Consider the following 23,040-nt stretch of genomic DNA (forward strand, 5'->3'; position numbering starts at 1 on the left):
AGCCGGAGAGGTCAGTCGTCCGGCTCCCCGTACGCCTGCTCCTGGGCCTCACGGTCGGGGCGCAACGCGTCCCCCGCCTCGCCGGTGTGCTCGTCTTCCTCCTCGACGTGGGTCAGCGCTTCCCACACTTCCTCCTCCGTCTCCTCCACCGCGGTGCGCGTGGGCTTGTCGTGCTCGTTCACCTGCGTACTCCTTTCCGCGGCGATTCCGCCTCACGTCTCGCCGTCCGTTCCACCGCACGTCGCCTCGTACGGCGGACACCGGGTGCCCTGGCACGGGAGCGCGCATGCGTGTGCCCGGAGCGCGACTGCCGGCCTCGCCGCGCCACCCCTTCACCGTCGCCCTCGTGGACACGGCGCGGCACCCGGCCGGACACGGCGCGGCACCCGGCCGCCGCCGGGACCGTCCGCGAGATCACCTGACCTCGGCGGCCGTGCTCACTCCCGCCCGGAACCCTCCCCGGGTTCCGCCGCCACCTGGCCGGACGGCTGTCCGCGCCGGTGTCCGCCCGAGGCCCCCGCACGGGGCCGGTTGGCCGCCCAGTGCCGCAGGTCGCCGAGGCCGTAGAGCAGCGCGTTGCCGCGCTTGCCCGACGCGGAGGGGAAGGCGGGATCGTTGGCGCGCGCCCAGCGCAGTGCCGCCAGCGTGGTCTCGGGCAGGTGCGCGGGGACCTGGCGCAGACCCACCAGATCCCCGTCGTCGCGGGCGTCGGCGGCCGGCGCGTCGGAGGAAGGGGCCGGCTCCCTGCGCGGGGCGGGCGGCGACGCGGCCGCGGCCGGCGGGGCGGCCGCCGTGCCGGGCCGGTGCGGCGGCTGGGTGGTCGCCTCTCCGGCGGGCGTCATGCCGTCGCGGAGGCGGCCGAGGAGCCGGTTCAGGAGGCGGGAGACGTGCATCTGGGTGACCCCGAGGCGTTCGCCGATCTCGGTCTGGGTGAGCTCGTCGACGAAGCGGTAGTGGAGGAGCTTCCGGTCGCGTTCGTCGAGGGCGGAGATGAGAGGGGCGAGGGCGTGGAAGTCCTCGACCAGTGCGAGTGCCGGGTCGGGGGAGCCGATGCGGTGGGCGAGGGCGGTGTCGTCGTCACCGGTCGAGGTGGTGTCGAGGGAGGAGGTGGTGTAGCCGTTGGAGGCCTTCTGCGCTTCGACGACCTCGCTTTCCGCCAGTGACATGAGCGCGGCCAGTTCGGCGACCGTCGGTTCGCGATCGAGTCGGGAGCGCAGTTCCTCGGCGGCGCGCACGAGTTGGGCGCGGGCTTCCTGGAGGCGGCGGGGGACGTGGACGGCCCAGGTGGTGTCGCGGAAGAAGCGCTTGATCTCTCCGACGATGTAGGGCACCGCGAAGGTGGTGAAGGCCAGTTCGCGGGAGACCTGGAAGCGGTCGATGGCCTTGATGAGTCCGATGGTGCCGACCTGGACGATGTCGTCCATCTCCTCGCCGCTGGAGCGGAACCTGGAGGCGGCGTAGCGCACCAGGGACAGGTTCATCTCGATCAGCGTGTCGCGGACGTAGCTGTACTCGCGGGTGCCCTCCTCCAGCGCGTCCAGACGGGCGAGGAACTCCTGCGTCAGCGTGCGCGCGTCCCGGGGAGAGACCTGGGCCGGATTCCCGAGCGGGAAGGAAGGACCGGCTTCCCCGGCCTCGATGCTCCCGCTGTCCGTAAGATCGGTCACCCTCATGGCTTCGCCTCCATACGCGTTCCGGCTGGCCCAGGTCACGACTGTGTCACGACACCTGCCCACCGCGCGCCGTTGCATGTCACCCATCGGCGCGCCATCTTCCCGGCCCGTCCGGATCCGGCCACCCGGCCACTCACGGGTGAACCCTCTCGTACGCGCGCGCGTCGTCGCCCACGTGTTCCCCTCTGACCGCGGTGGCCCGGGCCGGTGAGCCGTCCGCGCGCCTCTCGTGCGGCACCCCGCCTTCCGGATCGCCCGCGAGGGCGGGCTCTGAGCCCTCGAGATGTTCCAGGAGTACGCCTTCGCGCAGCGCCCACGGACAGATGAGCAGCTGCTCCAGGCCGAGGAGTCCCATCGCGGCGTGGGCGGTCACGGCGCCCGCCAGGATCTGTCCCGCGCGGGCCGGTGAGACCCCCGGAAGGCGGGCGCGTTCGGCCGCGGGCAGCTCGGCCAGCGTCCCGATCTGCCGCCCGAGCCGGCCGCGGTCCAACCAGCGCGGCACGAAGGGGCCCTTGCGTCCCGGCGCGGCCCCGCACAGCCGGGCCAGTTGCTGGAAGGTGCGGGAGGTGGCGACGGCCGTGTGCGGTTCCTCCCAGCGGATCCGGGCGGCCACGTCCCGGAGTTGGTGCCTGACCTGGCGGCGCAGCGCCTTGACCGCGTCGCGCGCGGGCGGGTCCGCCGCACCGAAGTGCTCGCGCGTCAGGTGACGGGCTCCCAGCGGCAGGGACACGGCGAAGTCCGGGAGCCCGGCGCGGCCGAAGGCCACCTCGGCGGAGCCGCCGCCGATGTCGATGAGGACGAGGGAACCGGCGCGCCAGCCCATCCAGCGGCGGGCCGCCAGGAACGTCAGTTCGGCCTCCCGGTCACCGGACATCACCTTCAGGTCGATCCCCGCCTCCTCGCGCACGGCTCGCAGCACCTGTTCGCGGTTGGGCGCGTGGCGCACGATGGCGGTGGCGAACGCCATCAGCCGGCGCACTCCCCACCTGCGGGCCTCGTCCCGCGCCGCCGCCGCGGCTTCGACCAGCCGGGCGACCGCGTCACCTGGCAGCCGGCCGTCCTCGGCCACGTCGTCGGCCAGCCGCAGCGGGTACTTGGCCGTGTGGAGGGGGAGGGGCGCCGCGCCGTCCGCGTCCGCGATCTCCAGCCGTACGGTGTTCGACCCCACGTCCAGCACACCCAGCCGCACGCCTGCCATCGCCTCGAGCCTCCTTGTCGGCACCCACCGCGAAGGCTCGCGCGGATGACCGCGAAGGCAGTGGCCTGCCTTCCGGTACTCCTCCTCGTCCCGCCGGCCTCCCGGCCGCATCCCGCCGCCCGTCACCGCGAAGTACGCACTACGCGCCCGTCACCGCAGGGTACTCGCTGACCACCGGTACCCGTCCGCGCGGCCGCCATGCCGCCCAGGAGGCGTTTCGGTCCGATCCGGAAGCCGCGACGGACCGCAGCACGAGGGACACGAGGGAGGGGTACCGGCCCTGCCGGTACCCCTCCGCTGCCGGGCCGCCCTTCGGGTCCCGCCGCCTCAGCTCACCGGTGTGCGGGGAACTGCACCACCTGCTGGTAGGTCGGGCGGTTCTGCCAGTTGGTCAGATCGTCGGTGATGCCGCCCAGCGGACGCTGCTGGATGGAGTCGGCGCACCACTGATCGCCCGCCTCGCACACGTCGTCACCCGGGTACGTCGTCTCCGCCGGGGTCTTCGCGGCCTCGGCAAGCGTGCTCAGCAGGGTCGCACGGCACTGTGCCACGTCACCCGCGCCGCAGAACTTCCGCGGTGCCGCGCCCGGTACCTTCTCGCCCAGGACGTTGCGCAGGTCCTTGTGCACGTAGGACCACCATCCGTGCTGGAAGGCCGAGCCCTTGTGGGCCACGCCGTCGCCTGGGGTGGAGGGCGTCTCGTCGACCTGCAGCGCGTTCGTCAGCGCGTCGTAGAGTTCCCCTCCCAGGGCGGGACGGAACGCGCCCTCGACCAGCAGCGGCCACCAGGCGTCCATCAGCCGGATGGCGTCGGAGTGGGCATAGGTCTTGCTGCCGGGGCCGGTCTCCTTGCGCTCCGCACCGTCCTCGAGCCAGCTGCGGAGGCCGTCGACGGCCTCCTTCTGGCCGGGGTCCGTGATCTTCTCGGTGTCGATGACCTTCAGCAGTTCGGGCAGTAGCGCCTCGCCGCGCAGGTCGGTGACGGCCGCGTCCTCCATGGCGCGGGTCAGGGAGGCGCGCGAGACCTTCTTGCCGTCGCTGATCAGATCCTTGATCCGGTTGTCGAGGAGATCGCTGCGGTAGACGGGCCCGTCGCCGAAGCCGGCCACGGTGTATCCCTTGGCGATCTTGTTGTTCCAGGACTCGTAGTAGTCCTGGTCGATGTCGTTGGGATGCTCGCCGAAGGGCGTGTTCGGGACCGTGTTGGTCTCCGGGTCCCAGTCCCGCCACTCGGTCTTCTCGCTCGCCCTGATGGGCAGGTTCGGATCCACCCCAGGACTGCGCGTCGGGTTGAGGCCGGAGTTGTAGTAGGCCGTGTGCTCGGCGTCGGCGTAGAACCAGTTGAAGGTGTAGCCGATCTTCGAGGCGGCTTTCTGGAAACTCTCGGGCCCCTTCACCGCTTCGGGGTCGTTGAACATCTGGAAGCCGATCAGCGTGTCGACCTCGTGCCGGTAGGTGGAGCGCAGCGTGGTGTACGCGACCGGCTTGCCGTCGACGGTGGCCCGGTAGCGGACCACCCCGTACTTCGTCCGGTGCGCGACCAGCTTGTACGAGCCCTTCTCGGTGCCGTCGGCGATGGTCGGGCTCCAGGCGTTCTCGCGGACGAGCTTCTCCATCGGCGTGCAGGTTCCGTGGAACATGTACGCGGTCGAGTTCTTCGTCGCGGGGCTGCCGTCGGTGTTGCACAGGTCGACGGCGTAGGTGTCGGTCATGTTCTGGTTGGCCGAGGTGGCGCTCCAGGCGTAGTCCTGGCCGCGCCCGAGCTGCACGTACAGGTTGAGTCCGGCGAAGGCGGCGCCACGGGCGCTGAGACCGGGGCCCTGGATCTCCTGGAGCATCAGCAACTGCGGTGCGAAGTAGCCGGTCTGCGGGCCGAAGACGGCCACGGGGTTGCCGGTGTCGGTGTGCTTGCCGGAGACCACGAGGGCGTTGGACATGCCGTGCTTGCGCGAGAAGAGGTCCTTGGGAAGGACGCCGTCGGACAGTGTCCCCTTGGCCTTCGCCAGCTTCGGCTTGTGGCGGAGGTTGGCCTTCGCGGTGTCCGAGCGGTCCCGCGCCTCGTCGGCGGCGGCACCGCCCTCCTCACCGCCGGTTCCCCCGTCGGCCTTCCGCTTCCCCTTCCCCTTCCCCTTCGCCTTGGCCTTCGCACCGTCCGCGGCTGATCCCGTGGGGTCGTAGACGACCTGCTGCTTGCTCACCGAGCCCGGGTCGGGCATGGCGACCCCGTGCGGGTTCTCGGGGCTGGCCGCGTAGTCGAACCGCTGGCCGTCGTGGAGGGTGAGGTCGGCCTCCGGGTCGTTCTGCATCCGGAAGGCCTGGTAGACCTTCTCGCCCTTTTCCTTGCCGTACTTGTGCTGGGCGGCCTGCTTGACGAGGGCGGCGGCGACCTGCTCACCACCGCCCGCGCCGAACAGGGCGCTGATGACGGTGCCGATGGCGACCAGGTCGGTGGGCTCGAACGGCTCGATCCCCTCGCCGGTGAGGATGTTGGCGTTGCCGGTCAGGTCGTACTCGCCGGGGAAGTACAGTCCCTTCTTCGCCTCGTCGATGTACCGGTTGAGCCCCTTCAGGTAGGCGGTGACGTCCTCGTAGGCCTGCCGTCCCCGCGGCCCGGAGTCGCGTACCCGGTCGACCTGTGCCTTCAGCTCGCTCTCCTTGTAGGCGCCGCCCAGGTAGAACTGCTGCTCCAACTGCCGGTTGCCCTCGGCGCCGCCCGCGAAGGAGGTCAGTTGGCCGCGGCCGATGTGCCGGAAGACGTCCATCATCCACAGCCGGTCCTGGCCGGCCGCGTACCCGGCCCCGTACTCCGTGCCGGCGCGGGTCGTCCCCTTGATGTGCGGAATCCCGGTCGTGTCCCGGGTGATGGTGACGTCCTTGCGTCCGCCCGGGTTCTTCCGGCTCTCCACCTGGTCGTCGGGGACACCGAAGGAGGCGTCGTTGAAGAAGGTGCTGAGCTTGCCGTTGGTCAGGCCCGCGTAGTTGTCCACCAGGTCGGCGTACTTGCCCAACTGGTCGTCGGTGTGCTTGGGCTTGGCGCCGGTGATCTTGTTGAGGATGATCTGCGCCGCGGTGGCCGAGCCGTTCTGCCCTGGCGGCAGGATGTCGTGGCACTGCCCCTCGCAGTAGTCCGTCACCTCAGAGGGCGTCGCGCCGCTACGCTCCGGCGCGGCGCGCGCGGTGGGAGCGGCGACCGCGAGCGAGGGTGCCGCGGTCACCACCAGACAGGCTGCCGTGACCAGGCCGGTCCATCGTTTCCGCATCTGGCGCTCCTCCAGACGATCGCTGCTCGACGGGGCGCGCCGCGAGGCCGGCCTGCCGCGTCCTGTGACCGGCACAGAATGCGGGCGCCGGATGACCAGGTCAACCGTCCCGGACGCTTGACCTGCCCAGGTGCCCTGACGGACCCTCAAGCTGCTCTCTGCCCGTATCCACCGCGCACAAATCGGGCCCCAGTCGCCCAAACCCAGGCAGCCCGCGTCCCGTTGAAGCCCGCCGTACGAGACCGCCCCCGGCTCCCCGCACGGCCTCCACGCAACTTTCACCGTCGCCGTCCGCGGCGAGCCGGCCCGGACCCGAGGAGGAAGCCGACCATGGAACGGCTGCCGTCGACGCAACGGCGCAGACAACTGGTGGAAGCGGCCATCCGCGTGATGACCCGCGACGGTGTCGCACGGGCGACGACCCGCTCCATCTGCGCCGAGGCCGGCGTCTCGCTCAGCGTCTTCCACTACTGCTTCGACTCCAAGCAGGCGTTGATCGAGGACGTCATGGAGACGATCACCGCGCACTCGGTGACGCCCGTCGCCGCACGCATCCAGCCCACCGACGACATGCGCCAGAGCGTCAGGGCCGCGCTCGACACCTACTGGGGCCATGTGCTCGCCCACCCCGACGAGCACATGCTCACCTACGAACTCACCCAGTACGCCCTGCGCCAGCCCGGCTTCGAGTACCTGGCCAGGCGCCAGTACGAGCAGTACGCTGCCGCCAACCGCGACCTCATCGAGCACCTGTGCGCGGACCTCGGCCTGCGGCTCCTCGTTCCGCCCGAGACCCTGGTGCGCTACCTCGCCTCGATGATCGACGGCCTCACTCTCAACTACCTCGTCCTCGGTGACGGCGAGGGCGCCGCCGCCGTCCTCGACGCGCTCGCCGCACACGTCGTCTCTCTCCTGGCGCACCGGGACGCCCCCGAGCGATGAGCCGCGTGTCACGGACGCCTACGCCCCACCGCGGTCGGCGACGGTGGTGTGACACACCCGAAGACAGGAGCGAACCGGTGACCTCCACCCAGGACGACCAGCCGACCGGCGTGCCGGCACCCGCCCCCGTCGGCCCTTTGCGCGACCTGATGTACGGGCACATCCACGCCTCGGCCCTGCGCGCCGTCGTGGAGCACAAGATCGCCGACCTTCTCGCGGACGGGCCCCGCACCGCGGAAGAACTGGCCGATCGCTCGGGCACCCGGGCCGATCCGCTGCGCCGGGTGCTGCGGCTGCTGGCCGCGCGCGGTCTCTTCCACGAGGAGGACGGCGCCTTCACCCTCACCGACAGCGGGACGGCCCTGCGCACGGACGTCCCCGGCTCGCAGCACGCCCCCGTCCTGATGTTCACGGACGAGATGTTCCGCCTGGCCGCGGCCGGTATCCCCGGCGCCGTGCGCAGCGGAGAGCCCGGCTTCGACGCGGCCTACGGCTGTTCCTTCTTCGATCACCTGGCCGCGGCGCCCGACAAGAGCCGGCTCTTCGACGCCGCGATGACCTCGCGTCCCGGCACCGTCAACGCACACATCACCGACGGCTACCCGTTCCCGGACAGCGGCAAGGTCGTCGACGTCGGCGGCGGCAGGGGCGGGCTTCTGCGCGACCTCCTCACCCGCTTCCCCGGCCTGACCGGCGTGCTCTACGACCGGCCGGGGACCGTCGCCGAACACCTGCTGGACGCACCGGAGCTGGAGGGGCGCTGGAGCACCGAGGGCGGCGACTTCTTCACCGCGGTGCCCGCGGGCGGTGACCTCTACCTCCTCAAGAACGTCCTCCACGACTGGGCCGACGAGGACTGCCTGCGCATTCTCGGAGCCGTGCGGGCGGCGATGACGCCGGGCGCCCGCCTGCTGGTGATCGACGCGGTGCTGCCGGACGACGGCACCCCGCACCCCGCACTCGACCTGGACATCGTCATGCTCATGGTCCTCAGGGGCCGGGAGCGCACCGCCGCGGACTTCCGGATGCTGCTGGACAGTTCCGGGTTCCGGCTCAACCGCATCGCCGAGACCCCGTCCCTCTCTTCGCTCATCGAGGCGGAGGCGGTCTGAGCCGCGCAGGCGCCCGCCCTGTGAGATGAATCTCGGAGAATTCACCGGACAGCTGGGCAACTGGCCATGCTTGCGTCTTTTGCCGGGTCGATTCGCATGCCGGGTTTTTCTTCGCTTCACTCAAACCGGACCGAAAAGCCACCCGCAGTGCTTACGCTGCTGCCGTGCAATTCTCGCCCGTTGTCCTTGACCAGGCTGCCGGGTTCCGCGTGCACTCACTCCTTTCCGCCTTTCCGAGTTCACCGCGAATTCACCAACCGTTCGTCGTGCGGCTCTTTTCTCCGTTATTCCGCCCTGCCCCCTGGATTGCCCATGCCAAAGCTCACCGTCATCGTGCCGTGCTACAACGTGCAGGAATTCGCGGAGGACACTCTGCGGAGCCTCGCCAACAACGCGGACGCCGGCACGGAGTTCCTCCTCGTCGACGACTGCTCCACGGACGCCACCCCGGAGATCCTCGACGGGTGGACACACCGGCTGCCCGGCGCCACCGTTCTGCGGCACGAGGTGAACAAGGGCATCGCCCAGAGCCGCAACAGCGGAATCGACGCCGCGCGCGGCGACTACATCACCTTCCTCGACGGAGACGACTGGTACGGCCCAGGGCACCTCGCCGCGCTCGTGCGCGCCATCGAGGAGTTGGGCTGCGACTTCGTCCGCACGGACCACGTACGCAGCACCGGCACCGAGCGCGTCGTGCGCCGCGCTCCGGCACCGGTGCGCGAGACCGTGCTGCACCCCCGGGACGTGATCGCCCCGCCGCAGTCCGAGACGATGGTGGACTACCCGTTCGTGTGGGCGGGCGTCTACCGGCGCGAACTGTTCGCCGACGGCGCGCTGCGCTTCGACACCGGCCTGCGCACCGCGGAGGACCGGCTGTGGACATGGCGGCTGCACCTGAAGGCCCGCTCCTTCGCGGCGAGTGGCCTGCTCGGCGTCTTCTACCGGCGGGGGGTGGCCACTTCCCTCACCCAGATCCGCGACGCCCGGCAACTCGACTTCATCCCCGCCCACGACGCCCTGCTCGCCGACCTCGCCGCCGACCCCGAGGGCGAGCGCTTCCTGCCCAAGGCGGTACGGACCTACTGCGCGCTGCTCGCCTTCCACCTGGCCGCCATCCGGCGCTATCACGCCCCGGTCGCCAGGCGTTTGAAGAAGATGGTGACCACCGCCATGCAGGGCATGCCCCAGGACGTGCTGGAGGAGACCCTGGCCGGCATGGACCACGCACGCGCCGACATGCTGCGACGCCACCGTTCCGCGCGAAAGGCGGCCTGAGCCGTGGGCATGCCTCCTCGCCACACCCGGGACAACCGGGCCGTTCGCCCCGTACAGATCTTCGAGGTCTCCACGCTCTACGGAGCGGCGACCCTGGCCGCCTCCCTGGACGCGGGGCAGTTCGGGCCGCGGGAAGCCGCCCGCAGGATTCTCCTGGTGACCACCAACGCCCCCACTCCGGAGGCGGCGACCGGGCTCACCGCCATGACCGGCTTCGACCGCCTCGCCGAGCGGTTCGACGAGACCATCGACTGGAACGAGGCCATCCGCCCCTTCCACCCGAGCACCTGGGCTCCGCTGCGCGACGAATCCCCCGTGTGGGAGCGGATGTTCCGCCACACGTGGCGGCTCGGCGACGCGCCGGTCGAGCTGGTCGTGGAATCGGTCCACGTCAGCCCCGCGAAAGCGCTGGCCACGATCTTCAGCGGCAGCGCCGTCCACGTCTACGCCGACGGGCTGATGAGCTACGGCCCCACCAGGGAGCGGCTGCCCCAGTGGCTCGGCTGCCGGATTCAGCGGTTGCTGCACCTGGACCTGGTGCCGGGGCTGCGTCCGCTGCTGCTGGCGGAGCACGCCGTGCGGCCCGAGATCGTGCCGACCGACGCCTTCAGGGCGGTCCTCGGCGAACTGGGCGAGGCGGCCGCGGGGCTGCCGGAGCTCGCCGGCGTCGCTGGGGAGGGGCCGAGCGCCGTGCTGCTCGGGCAGTACCTCGCGGCGCTGGGCATCCTCAGCCCGGAAGAGGAGGAGGAACTCCACGTGCGCATGTTGCGCGGGGCGGTCGCGGCGGGACACGAGTGCCTGGTGTTCAAGCCGCATCCCACCGCTCCGGCCCGCTACTCGCACGTCCTGGAGAAGACCGCGGCGCAGGCGGGGGTGCGGCTGCACGTCCTGGACAGCCCGGTGCTGGCCGAGACCGTCTACGAACGGTGCCGGCCGAGCCTGGTGGTGGGCTGCTTCTCGACCGCCATGCTGACCGCGGCCACCTGTTACGGCATCGACATCGCCCGAGTGGGCACGACACCGCTGCTCGACCGGCTGACGCCGTACCAGAACAGCAACCGTGTGCCGGTGACCCTCGTCGACTTCCTCGTCCCCGACCTGGAAGGCGGCGCGACCGCCGACGCGGGGCACACGCCCGTCACGGGGCACACGCCCGTCACGGGGCAGCGGACGTACGCGCCCGACCCCTGCGAGCGGACCGAAGAACTCGCCGCTCTCCTGCGGACTGTCGGCTACTGCATGCAGGCCAAGCTCCACCCGCTGCTGCGCGAGGAGGCCATCGCCTGGCTCGACGCCCGCCTCGAGGAGAACACCGAGCGCTACTTCAAGCGCCGCCGCCTCACCGCGCTGGCGCTCCCCGGAGGCGGAACATCGGTCCGCGCCCGGCTGCTGCGCAGCAGCCCGTCCGCGCGCTGGGCGGCGCGCCGGATCCGCACCGCGCAGCGCGCACTGCGATGACGCGGGCCGGCAGGCCGGGCACGTCCCCGGCCTGCCGGCCTGACTATCCGAGGTAGCGCCGCAACGCGAACCGTCCCCACAGCATGCTCAGCGCGAAGGAGGGGACCAGCGTCACGACGGCCAGCGCCGCCGCGGCTCCGGCGGCGCCGAGCCCTCCGCGTCCTGCGGAGACGAACCAGGGCGCGACCGCGTTCAGGATGAGCACGTGGAACATGAAAGCGCCCAGCCCCGCGTCCGTCAGCTTGCCCAACAGGGGACGGAACCGCTCGGGGATCCGCACCCCGTTGACGGCGAACAGCACGCACACGCTCAGCGCCGCCACGAGCACGCTGGCGTTCGGGATGACGAAGTGGATGCGGTCCTGGGACCACAGCACCGCGGCCAGCGCCGCCACCGCGCCCGCCGCCCACCAGCCGCGGTGCTTGCGCGGGGTGGCCGGCAGGCTGAGGAGCAGGGCGCCGACCACGGCGTAGACCAGCGCGTAGCTCCCGGGCTGCCAGCCGAAGCGCGGCACGTCCCACCCGGTGAGCCGGGCCAGGTCGCTGACCGCGGTGGGCCCCGCCGAGATGACCACCAAAGCCGCGACCACTCCCCATGGCCGCTGTCCGGCCTTGAGCAGCATCACCAGGCCCAGGATCAGGATGAGCGGGACGTGGGCGTAGAAGTACCACAGGTGGTAGGCGGGCTGGACGGTGCCGAACACGGCCTCCAGCGCGAGTTTCGACGTCGGTCCCTCGTTGGTGTCCCGCAGCCGGCCCCAGGCGAGATAGACCGCCGACCAGATACCCACGGGCACGAGCATGCGCAGGGAGCGCCGGCGCAGGGTCCGGCCGCTGCGCGGGGGAGCGCCCACCAGCACGGCCCAGCCAGCGATGGCGAAGTACATCGGGACGGCCCAGCTGGTGACCGAGTCGAGGAAGAGGCCCGTCCAGTAGACCGCACGTCCGTTGTCCGCGCTCCTGTCGACCGCCTCCATGCACGCGCCACCGACGTGTCCGACGACGACCGAGCAGGCGCACACAACGCGCAGCAGGTCGATGTCGTACCGGTGGCCCTGGCGGGCCCCTGAGCCCGTCTTCTCGGGCCTGGTAGCACCCGGACTCGTATTCCCGGGGCTCGCCTTTCCGGAAGCCGACTCGTCGGAAGCCGACTCGTCGGAAGCCGACTCGTCGGAAGCCGACTCGCCGGAGAGCGGCCGGGGTTCGGGTACGGCGGTTTCCGTTACCGCCGGACTCGGGGAGACGTTCTCAAGCGACATGGACCAGCCCTGTGCGTGCGAGGAATGTGCGCTACCTCGCCCGTCACAGGCGAGCAGACCAGCGCATCCTGCCACTCGTATACGCCCGGGAACCTGTACGGGAGGGGAACAAAAGCCGAACTCCTACGCCTCAGGGAGTCCGGCCGAGAGCCCGCACGGGCGGCCGCGGGGGGCCGGTCACCGTCCCCGTGCTCAGCGGCGGGGCGCCTGCCGTTCCTCGTCGCGAGCGGCGGCGTTCTTCGCCTTGATGCGTGCCGCTTCCTTGCGGACCTCGGCCTGGGTGGCGCGCTCCTTGCGCAGCCACTCGGGGTTCTCCGCCTTGAGCGCGTCGATCTTCTCCGTGGTCAGCGCCTCGGTGACGCCGCCCCGGGCGAGGCCCGAGATGGACACGCCCAGCTTCGCGGCGACCACGGGGCGCGGGTGGGGGCCGTTGCGGCGCAGTTCCAGCAGCCACTCGGGCGGCTCGGCCTGGAGGGCGTTCAGCTCGTCGCGCGAGACCACGCCCTCCTGGAACTCGGCGGGGGTGGCTTCGAGGTACACACCCAGTTTCTTCGCCGCGGTCGCGGGCTTCATGGTCTGGGTGGTCTTGTGCGACGTCATGGGGTCAAGGGTATCGATCGTCTGCGGTGCCTTTCACCACGCCCGGTAGCCTGGCGGCGTGACAGGCTCGGAATCCTCCCCTTCGTTCACGGTCGCGTTCGTCCCCGGTGTGACGCCCACGAAGTGGGCGCGGATCTGGGAGGAGCGGCTGCCGGACGTGCCGCTGCACCTCGCCCCCGTGACCGGCGCCGAGGCGCCGGGGCTGCTGCGGGACGGCGGTGCCGACGCGGGGTTCGTGCGGCTCCCCGTCGACCGCGAGTACTTCAGCGCGATTCCCCTCTACACGGAGAAGACCGTGGTCGTGGTCCCCAAGGACCACCTGGTGACCGCGGCGGACGAGGTGACCACCGGCGACCTGGCCGAGGACATCCTGCTGCACCCCCTCGACGACGTCCTCGGCTGGGAGGACCTGCCCGGCCTGGCAGCCAGGGAACGACCCGCCACGACCGCCGACGCCGTCGAGCTGGTGGCCGCCGGGGTGGGGCTCCTCGTCGTCCCCCAGTCCCTGGCCCGCCTCCACCACCGCAGGGATCTGACGTACCGCACCGTCACGGACGCCCCCACCTCCCAGGTGGCGCTCGCGTGGCCCCAGGAGCGGACCACGGACGGGGTGGAGGACTTCATCGGCATCGTCCGCGGCCGCACCGTCAACAGCACCCGGGGCCGCAAGGCCCCCGAGGCCCAGCCGAAGCAGAAGCGCCCGGACAAGCCCGCACCGCGCCGCAAGCCCACGGCCGGCAGGGCGGGGGGCCGAAGCGCCCGCGGCGGAGGCGGCGGCAGGGGTGCGCAGGGCGGCAGCTCACGCCGCGGCAAGCCCCGCCGCCCGTGACCCCTCCCGCCCACGGCGGGCCTCTCGCCTCACCCGCCGAAGCCGGTCCGCGGGGTCTCAGTCTTGGTGGCGGCCTTCCGGTATGGCCGGGACGCCGATGCGGTCCTTGGCCTCGCCGGTGGCGAGGCCGACAGGACCGTGCCACTCCGCGAGCAGGATCGTCGCGTCGTCGTCGAGCCGCCCCTGGTGGTATTCCAGGTGGTGGCGGATCAGCCGGCGCAGTGTTTCGGGGACGGGCAGGCCGTCCGCCTGGTGGCGGAGGAGGAAGTCGAGGAAGCGGCCCAGGCCGAACTCCTCCCCCGCGGGGCTGCGGGCTTCGGTGATGCCGTCGGTGTAGAGCAGCAGACGGTCACCGGGTTCGAGTTCCGTGCTGCAGAAGTCCTCCGGCGCGCCGAAACCGGCCCCGATGGGAGGCGCCGGGGGGCGGTCCAGGTGGAAGGTGCGGCGTCCGCGGACGACGACCGGAGGCGGGTGCCCGCAGCAGACCCAGCGCAGCGCACCGGTGGTCACGTCCAACTGAGCCAGGATGCCCGTGACGAACTGCTCCCCGGAGAACTGCTCCAACAGGACGTCCTCCACGGCCGCGGCCGTCTGCGGAAGATCGGCTCCCTCGCGGCGGGCGTTGCGGGCCGTGGACAGCGCGAGATTACCGGTCAGTCCGGCGGCGGTGTCGTGGCCCATCGCGTCGAACAGGGCGAAGTGCGCGATGCGCCCGTCGAAGGCGTAGTCGTAGACGTCTCCGCTCACCTCGTACGCGGGCTCCATCAGCGCGCTGATCATCAGGCTTTCGGTGGCGAAGCTCCTGGAAGGCATCAGACGCCATTCCATCTCGGTCGCCACATCCATGCGCCGGCGGCGGACCAGCCGGCTGTAGGAATCACTGAGCCCGCGCTTGCTGACCACCATCAGGGCCACCAGGCCGGCCAGCCGGCGCATGTCCAGCTGAGCCGCCTCGTCGGCGTCCGGTGCGGTGATGCGCAGCACACCGAGCCGGTCCGTACCGTTCACGAGCGGCACCCACCAGTGGTCGCGGTCGCCCGGCGACGCCGGAAGGACCTCTCCGTGCTGGAACGCCCGTCCGGCCACGGTTCCCTCCACGCTGATCTCCTCCGGGCGCAGGCCCTCCCCACCGGCGGGCGGGGGGTGGGCGGTCAGCGGGGTCAGCAGGTCCTGTTGCAGATCGACCAGGTAGATCTTCACGTCGGTCAGTCCGACGCGGGCCGCTTGTTCGGACAGGTGGTGCGGAAGCCTCTCCAGCGTGGACAGATGGCTGGCGGTGATGAGCGCGCCGAGCATCGCGGACCGCTCGGTCGCGCTCTCCGGAAAGCGCTCTTCCGGCTGCGTACCTCCGCCGCGGTCCATGCCGTCGTCGCGGTCCGTACCTCCGCCGCGGTCCTGACCGTCGTCGGAGCGGTGACCACGGGCCGGGCTGTCGTCGAAGCGGTCACCGCGGTCCTGACCGTCGTCGAAGCCGTCACCGCGGCCCGTGCCGCCATCGAAGCTCATGCGACCTCCCGTGGGGAGAGGGCTGGGCAGCGTCGCTGCCGGGTCTTCGCCCGCCCGCCGCGCGTCACCGGCAGCCGACCGACCGCGACGCCGCGCAGCGCCCGGTAAGCAGCGCCCGGGAAGTGGTCGAAAGCGTGCCGCCACGCGCTGGGGCCCGGACCGGAGCAGCACCCGGCCCACGCGGTGCCCCTGGCGACAGGCCGCTAAACCCGCCCGTGCGGCGCCACCCGGCCCCGGGCGGCGCCGCACGGCGGATCCGGCACCTCGTCTCAGCCCAGGTGGACCGGCAGCTTCTGGTACCCGTTGATACCCAGGGACGGCACCCGGGGGGCCGGTGTGGCGGCCAGTCGCAGGTGCGGGAAGGCGTCGAACAGCCGGCTCAGGGCGATCTCCGCCTCGAGCCGGGCGAGGGACGCGCCGGGGCAGCGGTGCGGGCCGACCCCGAAGGCGATGTGGCGGGAGGCGTCGGCGCGGCCGGGGGCGAACACGTCGGGCGACGGGTCGGGGAAGGCGTGCGGGCAGCGCTGGATGGCCGGCAGCGGCACCAGCACCGCCTCTCCCTCGCGGACGACGTCATCGCCGATGGCCACGTCCTCGGTGGCGTAGCGGAACATCACGTTGCGGCTGGGGGACTCCCAGCGCAGCGCCTCCTCGACGACCTCCGGCCAGGGGTTGTCCCCGTCATTGCCCGCGTCCTGCCGCTTCCTGGCCGCCGCGAGCGTGTCGGGGTGGGTCAGCAGCCCTGTGACGGCGTGGCAGATGAGGTTGGCCGTGGTCTCGTGCCCACCGATGATGGTCACCACCAGGTTCCCGATGACCTCCGCCTCCGAGAGCTCGCCCTCGTCCATGGCCGTGGCCAGGTCCATGGTCAGGTCGTCACGGTCGCCGCGTGCCCGCTTCTGTTCGATCAGCGCCAGCAGGGTCGCGGGGAAGCGCTGCCCGACGGTGTCCTGCACCTCCTCGACGGAGGCCTCGGAGTTCATCGCGGCGGCCGACAGCTCACGCAGCTCCTCGCGCAGTGCCCCCTCCTCCGGGACGCCGAGGAGCGAGCAGATGACCTCCAACGGCAGCGGCAGCGCGAAGCCACTCAGAAGGTCGGTCTCCTGGCCCGCGGGGACGGCGGCGAGCCCGGTCAGCAGGCGGTCGGTGACGGCCTCGATACGGGGCCGCAGGGCCTGTACGCGCCGCGGTGAGATGGCCCGCTGCACGGGAAGCCGCAGCCGGCGGTGGGTCTGACCGTCGGTGGTGAGCAGCCCCTTGCCCTCGACGATGAACAGCAGCGGCCAGTCCGCCGGTATCTCGCCGCGCGCGTGGGCGCCCCAGTTCCCGATGTCCTTGGAGAAGCGGGCGTCGCTCATCACGAGGGCGCCCGCCTCCCGCGTCGTCACCGCTTTGGCCACCACGCCACCAGGGAGCGCCACAGTGGCAACCGGCCCTGCTGCGCGGAGGGCTGCTCCTTCGCCTCCGTGGAGATCGGCTGGGGCGGGTTCGAGATGAAGCTGTGCTGTGCGGTCCACTGCTGTCCGTTCGTCGAGGCCGTCGGCGGGAGGGGGAAGATGACGGGTAGCGCGGTGGGGGACCGCGCGATGTACGGCAGGTCCCAGTTCAGCTGTTCCTTCGCCACGGACATCCGCAGGCCCGGCAGCCGGCTCCACAGCACCTCGAGCCCGGTGCGCACGATGAGCGTGCCGATGTCGTGGGCCGGGCAGGCGTGCGCCCCCGCGCCCCACGCCAGGTGCGACCTGTTGACCCGGGAGACGTCCCAGCCCGCCGAGAGCATCGTCGGATCGGCGCCTGTCGCACCGAGGCAGATGATGGCCATGTCACCGCAGTTGACGGGGTATCCGCCCAGCGTGGTGTCCTGGGTGGCCCACCGGCCGATGAGGTTCTGGATGGGGGCGTTGACCCACATCACGCGGTTCATCGCCTCCTCCATCTGGCAGCGCCCGGCGATGACGTCGGCGTGGAGCTCGGGGTTGGTCAGCATTTCCAGCACGGTGTTGCAGATCCAGGTCGTGCTGGCGCCGCGCCCCGCGACGATCTGGAGCCACACGTCCTCGCTCAACTCGTGCGTGTCCATGCCCAGGCTCAGCTCGCGGTTGTAGTGGTGCATCCACGAGACCAGGTCGGGCCCCGGGGCGCGCTGCTTGCCGGTGACCAGGGCACGCATCTGCGCGTCGAGCTCGGCGGCGGCACGCTGGGCACCGGCGCCGCCGCTGAGCAGGTCGTGGATGGCGTTGCCCGTGGCCAGCGCGCCGCTCTCGTCCATGCCCATCAGCCGCATCACGACCAGCAGTGGCAGCGGCAGCGCGTACTGGGCCAGGATGTCGACCTCGTTCCACTCCCGCGGCCCGCCTTCCGGGAAGAACGCGGTGATGAGCTGGTGTGCGAGGTCCTCGATCAGGTCGCGGGTGCGCAGCAGGTCGAGTTCTGCCAGCGCCTTGTTGCCCGGCTCGGCCAGCCGCGCGTGCTCCGCGCCCTCCGCGTACAGGCGGCTGCGCCGGTAGGCGAACTGGGGGATCATCGGATGCCCTGCGGGAAGGGTGCCCTGTGCCAGGTCGCGGTACCAGCGGGAGTCCCGCGTCCACAGCACGTGGCCGCGGTTTTGCAGGATGTCCAACTGGTCGGCGTGGTCGAGGACCAGGTACCCGCGCAAGGCCCCCGTCTCCTCGAGCGTCACCGGGGCGACAGGACCGAAGGTTCTGCGCAGGCTCGCGTAGTAGGAGAACGGGTCGCGTGCGAAGTCCTGACCGTAGAGTGGGGCGCTGCGCTCGGGCCACGGCGCCGAGACACGGGGCCAGGCGCCGCCAAGGGGATTGACTGCGGGGTGAGTTGACACGGCGATCATCCTGTACGGCATCGATCACCGGATCAAGCCGCGGGCGGCCCCGAACCGGCGGACGCGGCTCTTGGGGCCTGACGTCGAGCGGGTGCCTCGCCGGTCGGGGCTGCGCCGTGCCGGTCACAGCGGAGCCCGGCCCCGCCGGTGCGGGCCGCCGTTGTGCGCTGCCGGGCCCGGCCGGGCGGTTCCCAGGCCCGCTACCCGGACACCCCGTCGACGAAGAGAAGCCGCCGCTCCAGTGCGGACTGCCGCAGCTTCAGCGCGGGCGCGTACGCGGCGGACGCGTACCACTCCCTGGCCCGCTCGGCGTCCGGGAACTCGAGGACGACGAGGCGCTCGGAGGCGGGCCAGGCGCCCTCCACGGCGTCGGGCAGGGCACCGCGAACGAGGTAGCGGCCGCCGTGCCGACGAATGGAGTCCTCCGCCAACTGCCGGTAGGTGTCGGCGAGTTCCTCGTCCAACACCTCGACCTCGGAGATCACGTAAACAGACATGGCGGTCATGCTGCCAGGCACGTCAAGCGGCGCCCCCCCCCGCGACAGGTGGGGAGCGCCGCTAGGAGACCTGTTCTCTCACCCCGCCGCGTGCCCGGCGGGAGCGGTGACGTCCACGGCGACGTGGTCGACGAGGAGCGAGCCCCCGGACGCGGTGGCGGCCGTCGGGGTGTCCTGGCCCGCGTCGCCGTTGGGGAAGGCGCCGCCCATGGCCAGGTTGAGCAGGACGAAGTGGCCGTGGTCCGTGGCGTTCTGCCACGTGGCGGCGTCCATGTCGGACTCCCGCACGGTGTGGAAGAGCCGGCCGTCCTGGTACCAGCGCAGCTCCTCGGTGGCGCCGCTGCGGTCGAGTTCGAGCGCGTACTCGTGGAAGCCGCCCTGGCAGCTGCCGTCGCACGTCGCACTGTTGCCGATGCCGGTGGTCTCGTTGCAGGGGCCGCCGGGATTGACACCGCAGTGGAGTACGCCGTGTGCCGCGCTCTGGCCGTTGACGTTCTCCATGATGTCGAACTCGCCCACGCCCGGCCAGTTCTGGTAGTTGCCACGGTAGTCGGCGCCCAGGGTCCAGAAGGCGGGCCAGTAGCCCAGCGCCTGGTCGCCGGAGACCTCGGGCAGTTTCAGGCTCGCCGAGACGCGCATCGTGCCGCCCTCGGGCGCCGCGAAGTCCGTGCGCCGGGTCTCGATGCGGGCCGAGGTCCAGGCGTCGCCGTCCTTGAGGGCGGTGATCTTCAGGTGGCCCTCGCCGTCGAGTTGCAGGTTCTCCGGCCTGTCGGTGTACGTCTGCACCTCGCCCGTGCCCCAGTTGGGCGGGCCGCCGGGGTAGCTGGTGCCGGTGTCGACGATCCAGTCGTCGCCGGAGGGCGGGGACCCGGCCGACCCGTCGAAGTCGGTGCGCCACGCCTCCTGGGCGACCTGTCCGACCTGTGCGTGCTCGGCGGCCTGCGGGGGCTGCCCGGACGTCCCGTCGGCCTGGGCGCTCGGCAGCGCCATCGTGCCGAGTGCCGTCACCATCGCGGCCATCACCGCCGGACGGTACCCGCGGCGTCTTCTGCCAGTACGGACCATGACGATGCGCTCCTTCACGGTGGGGGGATGAGCGCTCTCTCGGCACAGCACCGTGCCCAAGGTCTGGACCAACGTCAAGGCCTCGGGTGCGATCGGGCCGACACGGGCACGCACACCCCCGTTCGGTCCACCCCAGCTCCGCGCCGTCCGGCGGGCGCCGGTCTCACCCCTCCAGGACCGTACGGAGGAAGTCGTTGCGGAACTTCCCGCCCGCGTCCCAGCGCGACGCCACGCGGGCGAAGTCGGTGAGGCGCGGGTGGACGTCCCGCAGCCACCGGTGCGAGACGGTGAAGACCTTCCCCCAGTGCGGGCGCGCCGCGAACGGCGCCAGAGCCTCCTCGACGGCCGCCACCGCTTCCCCCGCCAGGGGGAGCTCCGGTGTCCAGGTGAAGTGGACGGCCAGCGAGTCGCGGCCGTACGCCGGGCTCAGCCACTGGTCGTCGCCCGCGACCGTCCGCACCTCGCACACCTGGAGCGCCGCCGCGACGGTCTGTCCGGCCTCGGCCAGCGCGGCGAGCGCGGGCCGGGCCTCCGTCCGCGGCACCAGGTACTCGGACTGCAACTCCGCACCGCTGCTGGGGGTGAACTGCGGCCTGAAGTGGGGCAGCCGCTCGTGCCAGGGGCCGGGAAGGCCGCCCTGCGCGGTGCAGTTGGCCCCCGCTCGGCCCAGCACCGGATGGCGCTGCTCCGTGACGGGCGCCGACCAGGGGAAGCGGACCTCGGGTCCGTCGCAGCGCCGCTTGAGCCACACCTGTGTCCACCTCGGTGTGCGCCAGTCGGTGAACAGGCTGACGCTGGAGGCCGACCCCGTCACCGCGGCCACGGCGCCGTCCGTGTCCAGGTCCGCCATCGGGAACCCGTCGAACACGTGGCTCTCCACCTCGTAGGCCGGCTCCAGGTCCAGCGTCAGCGCCGTGACCACGCCCAGCGCGCCCAGCGAGACCACGGCGGCTGCGAAGTCGGGCTCGCCTCGCCGCACCACGGCCGGCGAGCCGTCCGCGGTCACGAGCTCCACCTCCCGCACCGCGGCCGACAGCGGCGGCGTCGTGTCGCCGGAGCCGTGGCTGCCCGTCGCCACAGCGCCCGCGACCGAGATGTGCGGCAGCGACGCCATCGCCGCCAGAGCGAGGCCGTGGCGGTGCACGTGTGCGGCGAGCTCCGCGTAGCGCACCCCGCCGCCCACCCGTACGGTACGGGCCGCGGTGTCCACCTCCGTCACATGTGGCAGCCCGGCCAGTGAGACCAGCGCGCCCCGCGTGGTGTCGGTGTCGGCGAGCCGGTTGAAAGTGTGCCCGCTGCCCAGCACCCGCACCTGGCGGCTTCCGGCCACGAGCGTTCGTAGCGCGTCCGGCGAAGCGGGGCGGTGCACGTGCTCGGCCGTGTACCGGATGTTCCCCGCCCAGTTGACCGGCCGGGAGGACTCCCCCTGCGCTTCCTTCGCCATCGACGCCTCTCCCGTCACTCCCGCCGGCACCGTCGTGCGGGCTCGGCCCCCCACGTGATCACGCCGGGCGGTGAGCAGACAACGCCCGTGGCACACCGCTGGAGCGGTCGACAGTGCCGCGCGTCCGCGGGGTTACCGTCCCCCCGCTTCCGTCGGCGCCGCCCAGCGCGGTCGCAGCACGGTGCCGTCGAGAAAGCGGACGAGGAGCGTGTCGCCGCTGACCTCGGCGGTCACCGACGCACGCAGCGCGCGCGGATCCACGGCGTCCCGGGAGAGCACGATCAAAGAGGCGTGCAGACCGCCGGCCGCCCCGGCGTCCTCCGGGCGGCCGGTCAGCGTCACGGAGGGCGTCGCCGAGTGCGGTCCGTACGCGTTGGCGTGCGTCTCCAGAGCGACCGAGGCCCCGTCCTCGTCCCAGCCGTGCAGCGCGATCACGGCACTCGTCAGCCCGTCCGCCGTACGCGCGAGGGCCCACCCGGGGCCGGTCGCCGTGTGCACGGGCTGCCGGTGGGCGACCGCGTAACCGCTCTCACGGACCGACGCGCCCGGCGGAGCCTGGGCGCGGTGGACCCGGACCTCCCACGGCCCGTGCGGCAGCGAGACCGTCTCGATGCGGAACGCGCCCGGATGCCCGGGGAGTTCGGCCTCGTGCCAGGACGACGCCTGGCCGTCCGCACAGCTGAGGGGATGGATGCGGCGGCGCGAAGAGGGGATGCCGTCGGGGCTGAGCAGCGCGAGGTGGTTGTCGCGGGTGCGCTGCCGGGCGTGCGGGGCGCTGGTGGGCGCCGTGGCCGTCGAGTAGGCGAAGGCGGCGTAGTGCGGATCGTCCGGGCCGACGCCGCGCGGCGGCTGGTGGTCGCTTCCGTGGTTGACGAGCCGGACGAGGCCGTCGTGCCGGGTGCTGTGCAGCAGCCAGCCGGGGGCCGGGAGCGCGACGCACTGGTCGGTCTCCTCCACGGGCAGCGGGCTTTCGGTCTCCGTCCACACCGGGTGGTTCGGGGGCAGCAGCAGCCCGAGGAACCCCTTGCTCGCCCAGTACGGCGACGCGGGGCCCGAGTAGGGCTGCGACGCGGGCAGGAACGTGTCGTACCAGCCGAGCGGCAGCAGCCCACGTTCGTCGGGGACGCCGCGCTCCACGAAGTGCCGCAGCGTTCCCGAGGCGAGGCGGCGGGTGAGGCCGGGCGCCAGCGGGGTGCAGTCCGCCAGCGCGCCCATCCACGCCGGTGCCAGGACGGCGAACCGGTAGGAGAGGGAGCGCCCCTGGTGGACGGGCGCGCCGTCGCCGCCGAAGAAGTGCGGATAGGTGGCGAGGTAGGCGCTCAGCCGCTGCCGGTAGACCTCGCCCCGGCCGCCGTCGGTGCCCTCGGTTGCCGCTGCCATCCTGGACCAGAGCAGCGGATACAGGTGCAGGGCCCAGCCGCCGTAGTAGTCGAAGTTGCGGCCGTCCCCGTCGGTGTACCAGCCGTCCGCCACGTACCAGTCCTCGATCCGGTCCAGGCCGCTCTCGATGTCGGCCCTGCGGTGGGGAGCGCCCACCGAGGCGAGGAACTGCTCGGAGACCACCTGGAAAAGCCGCCAGTTGTTGTCCCAGGTACGTGCGCCGGCGAAGCCGGAGAACCAGTCGACGATCCGCTCCTGCACCCGGGTATCCAGCCGGTCCCACAGCCAGGGCCTGGTCTCGTGCAGGGCGACGGCGATCGAGGCGGCCTCGACCATCTGCTGCGAGCAGTCGGTCAGCGCGGGCCAGGCCTCACCGCCGTCCCTGTCGGTTCCCGAGGCGAGCCCGGCGGCGTACCGCTCGACCAGCGCCGCGTCGACGTCGCCGCCCGCGCCCGCGATGCGGCAGGCGGCGAGCAGGAAGGAGCGGGCGAAGCCTTCCAGACCGTCGAGGACGACCCCCGACCAACTGCCCCGGCCCGGCAGCCGGTACTGGGCGAGCCCTGGAGTGGCGTACGGCAGGAAGGCGTCCAGGAGCCGGTCGGCGACCGCCTCCCAGTGGGCGCGCGTCCACCCGGTGCGGGGAGAGCGGACGCGGTCGGTCGGCGGCAGCGGCAGGTGGGGCGGGACGGACATGGGGAAGG

General features: G+C 72.1%; 17 protein-coding genes and 1 pseudogene. 5 read left to right on the forward strand and 13 right to left on the reverse strand.

The features are described 5' to 3' along the window. Positions 1 to 11: 11 nt before the first annotated feature. The 4 genes and pseudogenes from DTL70_RS33350 to DTL70_RS00370 all read right to left on the reverse strand — a co-directional run bounded on the left by DTL70_RS33350 (position 12) and on the right by DTL70_RS00370 (position 6,131). A complete protein-coding gene (locus DTL70_RS33350; RefSeq protein ID WP_181860704.1) occupies positions 12 to 182 on the reverse strand; it encodes a hypothetical protein in 171 nt (56 codons plus the stop codon). Positions 183 to 839: 657 nt separating this feature from the next. Further along, positions 840 to 1,673, reverse strand: a pseudogene (locus tag DTL70_RS00360) (SigB/SigF/SigG family RNA polymerase sigma factor); the annotation flags it as partial. A 133-nt stretch (positions 1,674 to 1,806) separates the two neighbouring features. Continuing rightward, a complete protein-coding gene (locus tag DTL70_RS00365) occupies positions 1,807 to 2,862 on the reverse strand; it encodes a Ppx/GppA family phosphatase (protein ID WP_114019827.1) in 1,056 nt (351 codons plus the stop codon). 341 nt (positions 2,863 to 3,203) lie between these two features. After that, a complete protein-coding gene (locus DTL70_RS00370; RefSeq protein ID WP_114019771.1) occupies positions 3,204 to 6,131 on the reverse strand; it encodes a penicillin acylase family protein in 2,928 nt (975 codons plus the stop codon). Positions 6,132 to 6,461: 330 nt separating this feature from the next. Here DTL70_RS00370 and DTL70_RS00375 point away from each other — a divergent pair, with 330 nt between their 5' ends. From DTL70_RS00375 to DTL70_RS00390, 4 genes are all read left to right on the forward strand, one after another. Further along, positions 6,462 to 7,073 (forward strand): TetR/AcrR family transcriptional regulator, encoded by a 612-nt coding sequence (locus DTL70_RS00375; protein WP_114019772.1) that lies wholly within the window; start codon positions 6,462 to 6,464, stop codon positions 7,071 to 7,073. Between the two features lie 77 nt (positions 7,074 to 7,150). Next, a complete protein-coding gene (locus DTL70_RS00380; protein WP_245978859.1) occupies positions 7,151 to 8,185 on the forward strand; it encodes an acetylserotonin O-methyltransferase in 1,035 nt (344 codons plus the stop codon). A 312-nt stretch (positions 8,186 to 8,497) separates the two neighbouring features. Further along, a complete protein-coding gene (locus DTL70_RS00385) occupies positions 8,498 to 9,463 on the forward strand; it encodes a glycosyltransferase family 2 protein (protein ID WP_114019774.1) in 966 nt (321 codons plus the stop codon). A 9-nt stretch (positions 9,464 to 9,472) separates the two neighbouring features. Beyond that, the gene (locus DTL70_RS00390; RefSeq protein WP_114019775.1) at positions 9,473 to 10,921 is read left to right on the forward strand and encodes a polysialyltransferase family glycosyltransferase; all 1,449 of its coding nucleotides are present in this window, start codon (positions 9,473 to 9,475) and stop codon (positions 10,919 to 10,921) included. 43 nt (positions 10,922 to 10,964) lie between these two features. Here the strand turns inward: DTL70_RS00390 and DTL70_RS00395 are convergent, their stop codons facing one another. Together DTL70_RS00395 and DTL70_RS00400 are read right to left on the reverse strand one after the other, a co-directional pair. Next, the gene (locus DTL70_RS00395) at positions 10,965 to 12,179 is read right to left on the reverse strand and encodes an acyltransferase (RefSeq protein ID WP_245978860.1); all 1,215 of its coding nucleotides are present in this window, start codon (positions 12,177 to 12,179) and stop codon (positions 10,965 to 10,967) included. A gap of 192 nt (positions 12,180 to 12,371) precedes the next feature. Next, positions 12,372 to 12,779: a DUF5997 family protein gene (locus DTL70_RS00400; RefSeq protein ID WP_114019776.1), complete on the reverse strand. Its 408-nt coding sequence runs from the start codon at positions 12,777 to 12,779 to the stop codon at positions 12,372 to 12,374. 58 nt (positions 12,780 to 12,837) lie between these two features. On the opposite strand from DTL70_RS00400, the gene DTL70_RS00405 reads away from it, so the two are divergent. Beyond that, a complete protein-coding gene (locus DTL70_RS00405) occupies positions 12,838 to 13,608 on the forward strand; it encodes a LysR family transcriptional regulator substrate-binding protein (protein WP_114019777.1) in 771 nt (256 codons plus the stop codon). 57 nt (positions 13,609 to 13,665) lie between these two features. Here the strand turns inward: DTL70_RS00405 and DTL70_RS00410 are convergent, their stop codons facing one another. From DTL70_RS00410 to DTL70_RS00440, 7 genes are all read right to left on the reverse strand, one after another. Further along, positions 13,666 to 15,114 (reverse strand): PP2C family protein-serine/threonine phosphatase, encoded by a 1,449-nt coding sequence (locus tag DTL70_RS00410; RefSeq protein WP_245978861.1) that lies wholly within the window; start codon positions 15,112 to 15,114, stop codon positions 13,666 to 13,668. A 269-nt stretch (positions 15,115 to 15,383) separates the two neighbouring features. After that, a complete protein-coding gene (locus DTL70_RS00415) occupies positions 15,384 to 16,502 on the reverse strand; it encodes a cytochrome P450 (protein WP_245978862.1) in 1,119 nt (372 codons plus the stop codon). Beyond that, positions 16,499 to 17,953, reverse strand: coding sequence for a cytochrome P450 (locus tag DTL70_RS34005; RefSeq protein ID WP_245978863.1), 1,455 nt, complete (start codon positions 17,951 to 17,953; stop codon positions 16,499 to 16,501). The genes DTL70_RS00415 and DTL70_RS34005 overlap by 4 nt, the downstream gene beginning before the upstream one ends. A 200-nt stretch (positions 17,954 to 18,153) precedes the next feature. Continuing rightward, positions 18,154 to 18,450: a DUF1330 domain-containing protein gene (locus DTL70_RS00425; RefSeq protein WP_114019832.1), complete on the reverse strand. Its 297-nt coding sequence runs from the start codon at positions 18,448 to 18,450 to the stop codon at positions 18,154 to 18,156. Positions 18,451 to 18,528: 78 nt separating this feature from the next. Then, the gene (locus tag DTL70_RS00430; RefSeq protein WP_114019778.1) at positions 18,529 to 19,515 is read right to left on the reverse strand and encodes a glycoside hydrolase family 16 protein; all 987 of its coding nucleotides are present in this window, start codon (positions 19,513 to 19,515) and stop codon (positions 18,529 to 18,531) included. 163 nt (positions 19,516 to 19,678) lie between these two features. Then, positions 19,679 to 20,959, reverse strand: a complete 1,281-nt coding sequence (locus DTL70_RS00435; RefSeq protein ID WP_114019779.1) for an FAD-binding protein — start codon at positions 20,957 to 20,959, stop codon at positions 19,679 to 19,681. 132 nt (positions 20,960 to 21,091) lie between these two features. Further along, on the reverse strand, positions 21,092 to 23,032 hold the full coding sequence (locus DTL70_RS00440; protein WP_114019780.1) for a DUF2264 domain-containing protein: 1,941 nt from the start codon (positions 23,030 to 23,032) through the stop codon (positions 21,092 to 21,094). Positions 23,033 to 23,040: the final 8 nt, after the last annotated feature.

It is taken from the genome of Streptomyces diacarni (genome assembly GCF_003323715.1).
Taxonomy (GTDB): domain Bacteria; phylum Actinomycetota; class Actinomycetes; order Streptomycetales; family Streptomycetaceae; genus Streptomyces; species Streptomyces diacarni.

Bases quoted from the DNA above. Each gene is read 5' to 3' on its own strand.
- DTL70_RS00370 (WP_114019771.1), bottom strand. From the start codon at position 6,131: ATGCGGAAACGATGGACCGGCCTGGTCACGGCAGCCTGTCTGGTGGTG.
- DTL70_RS00375 (WP_114019772.1), top strand. From the start codon at position 6,462: ATGGAACGGCTGCCGTCGACGCAACGGCGCAGACAACTGGTGGAAGCG.
- DTL70_RS00385 (WP_114019774.1), top strand. From the start codon at position 8,498: ATGCCAAAGCTCACCGTCATCGTGCCGTGCTACAACGTGCAGGAATTC.
- DTL70_RS00390 (WP_114019775.1), top strand. From the start codon at position 9,473: ATGCCTCCTCGCCACACCCGGGACAACCGGGCCGTTCGCCCCGTACAG.
- DTL70_RS00395 (WP_245978860.1), bottom strand. From the start codon at position 12,179: ATGTCGCTTGAGAACGTCTCCCCGAGTCCGGCGGTAACGGAAACCGCC.
- DTL70_RS00400 (WP_114019776.1), bottom strand. From the start codon at position 12,779: ATGACGTCGCACAAGACCACCCAGACCATGAAGCCCGCGACCGCGGCG.
- DTL70_RS00410 (WP_245978861.1), bottom strand. From the start codon at position 15,114: ATGAGCTTCGATGGCGGCACGGGCCGCGGTGACGGCTTCGACGACGGT.
- DTL70_RS00425 (WP_114019832.1), bottom strand. From the start codon at position 18,450: ATGTCTGTTTACGTGATCTCCGAGGTCGAGGTGTTGGACGAGGAACTC.
- DTL70_RS00430 (WP_114019778.1), bottom strand. From the start codon at position 19,515: ATGGTCCGTACTGGCAGAAGACGCCGCGGGTACCGTCCGGCGGTGATG.
- DTL70_RS00435 (WP_114019779.1), bottom strand. From the start codon at position 20,959: ATGGCGAAGGAAGCGCAGGGGGAGTCCTCCCGGCCGGTCAACTGGGCG.
- DTL70_RS00440 (WP_114019780.1), bottom strand. From the start codon at position 23,032: ATGTCCGTCCCGCCCCACCTGCCGCTGCCGCCGACCGACCGCGTCCGC.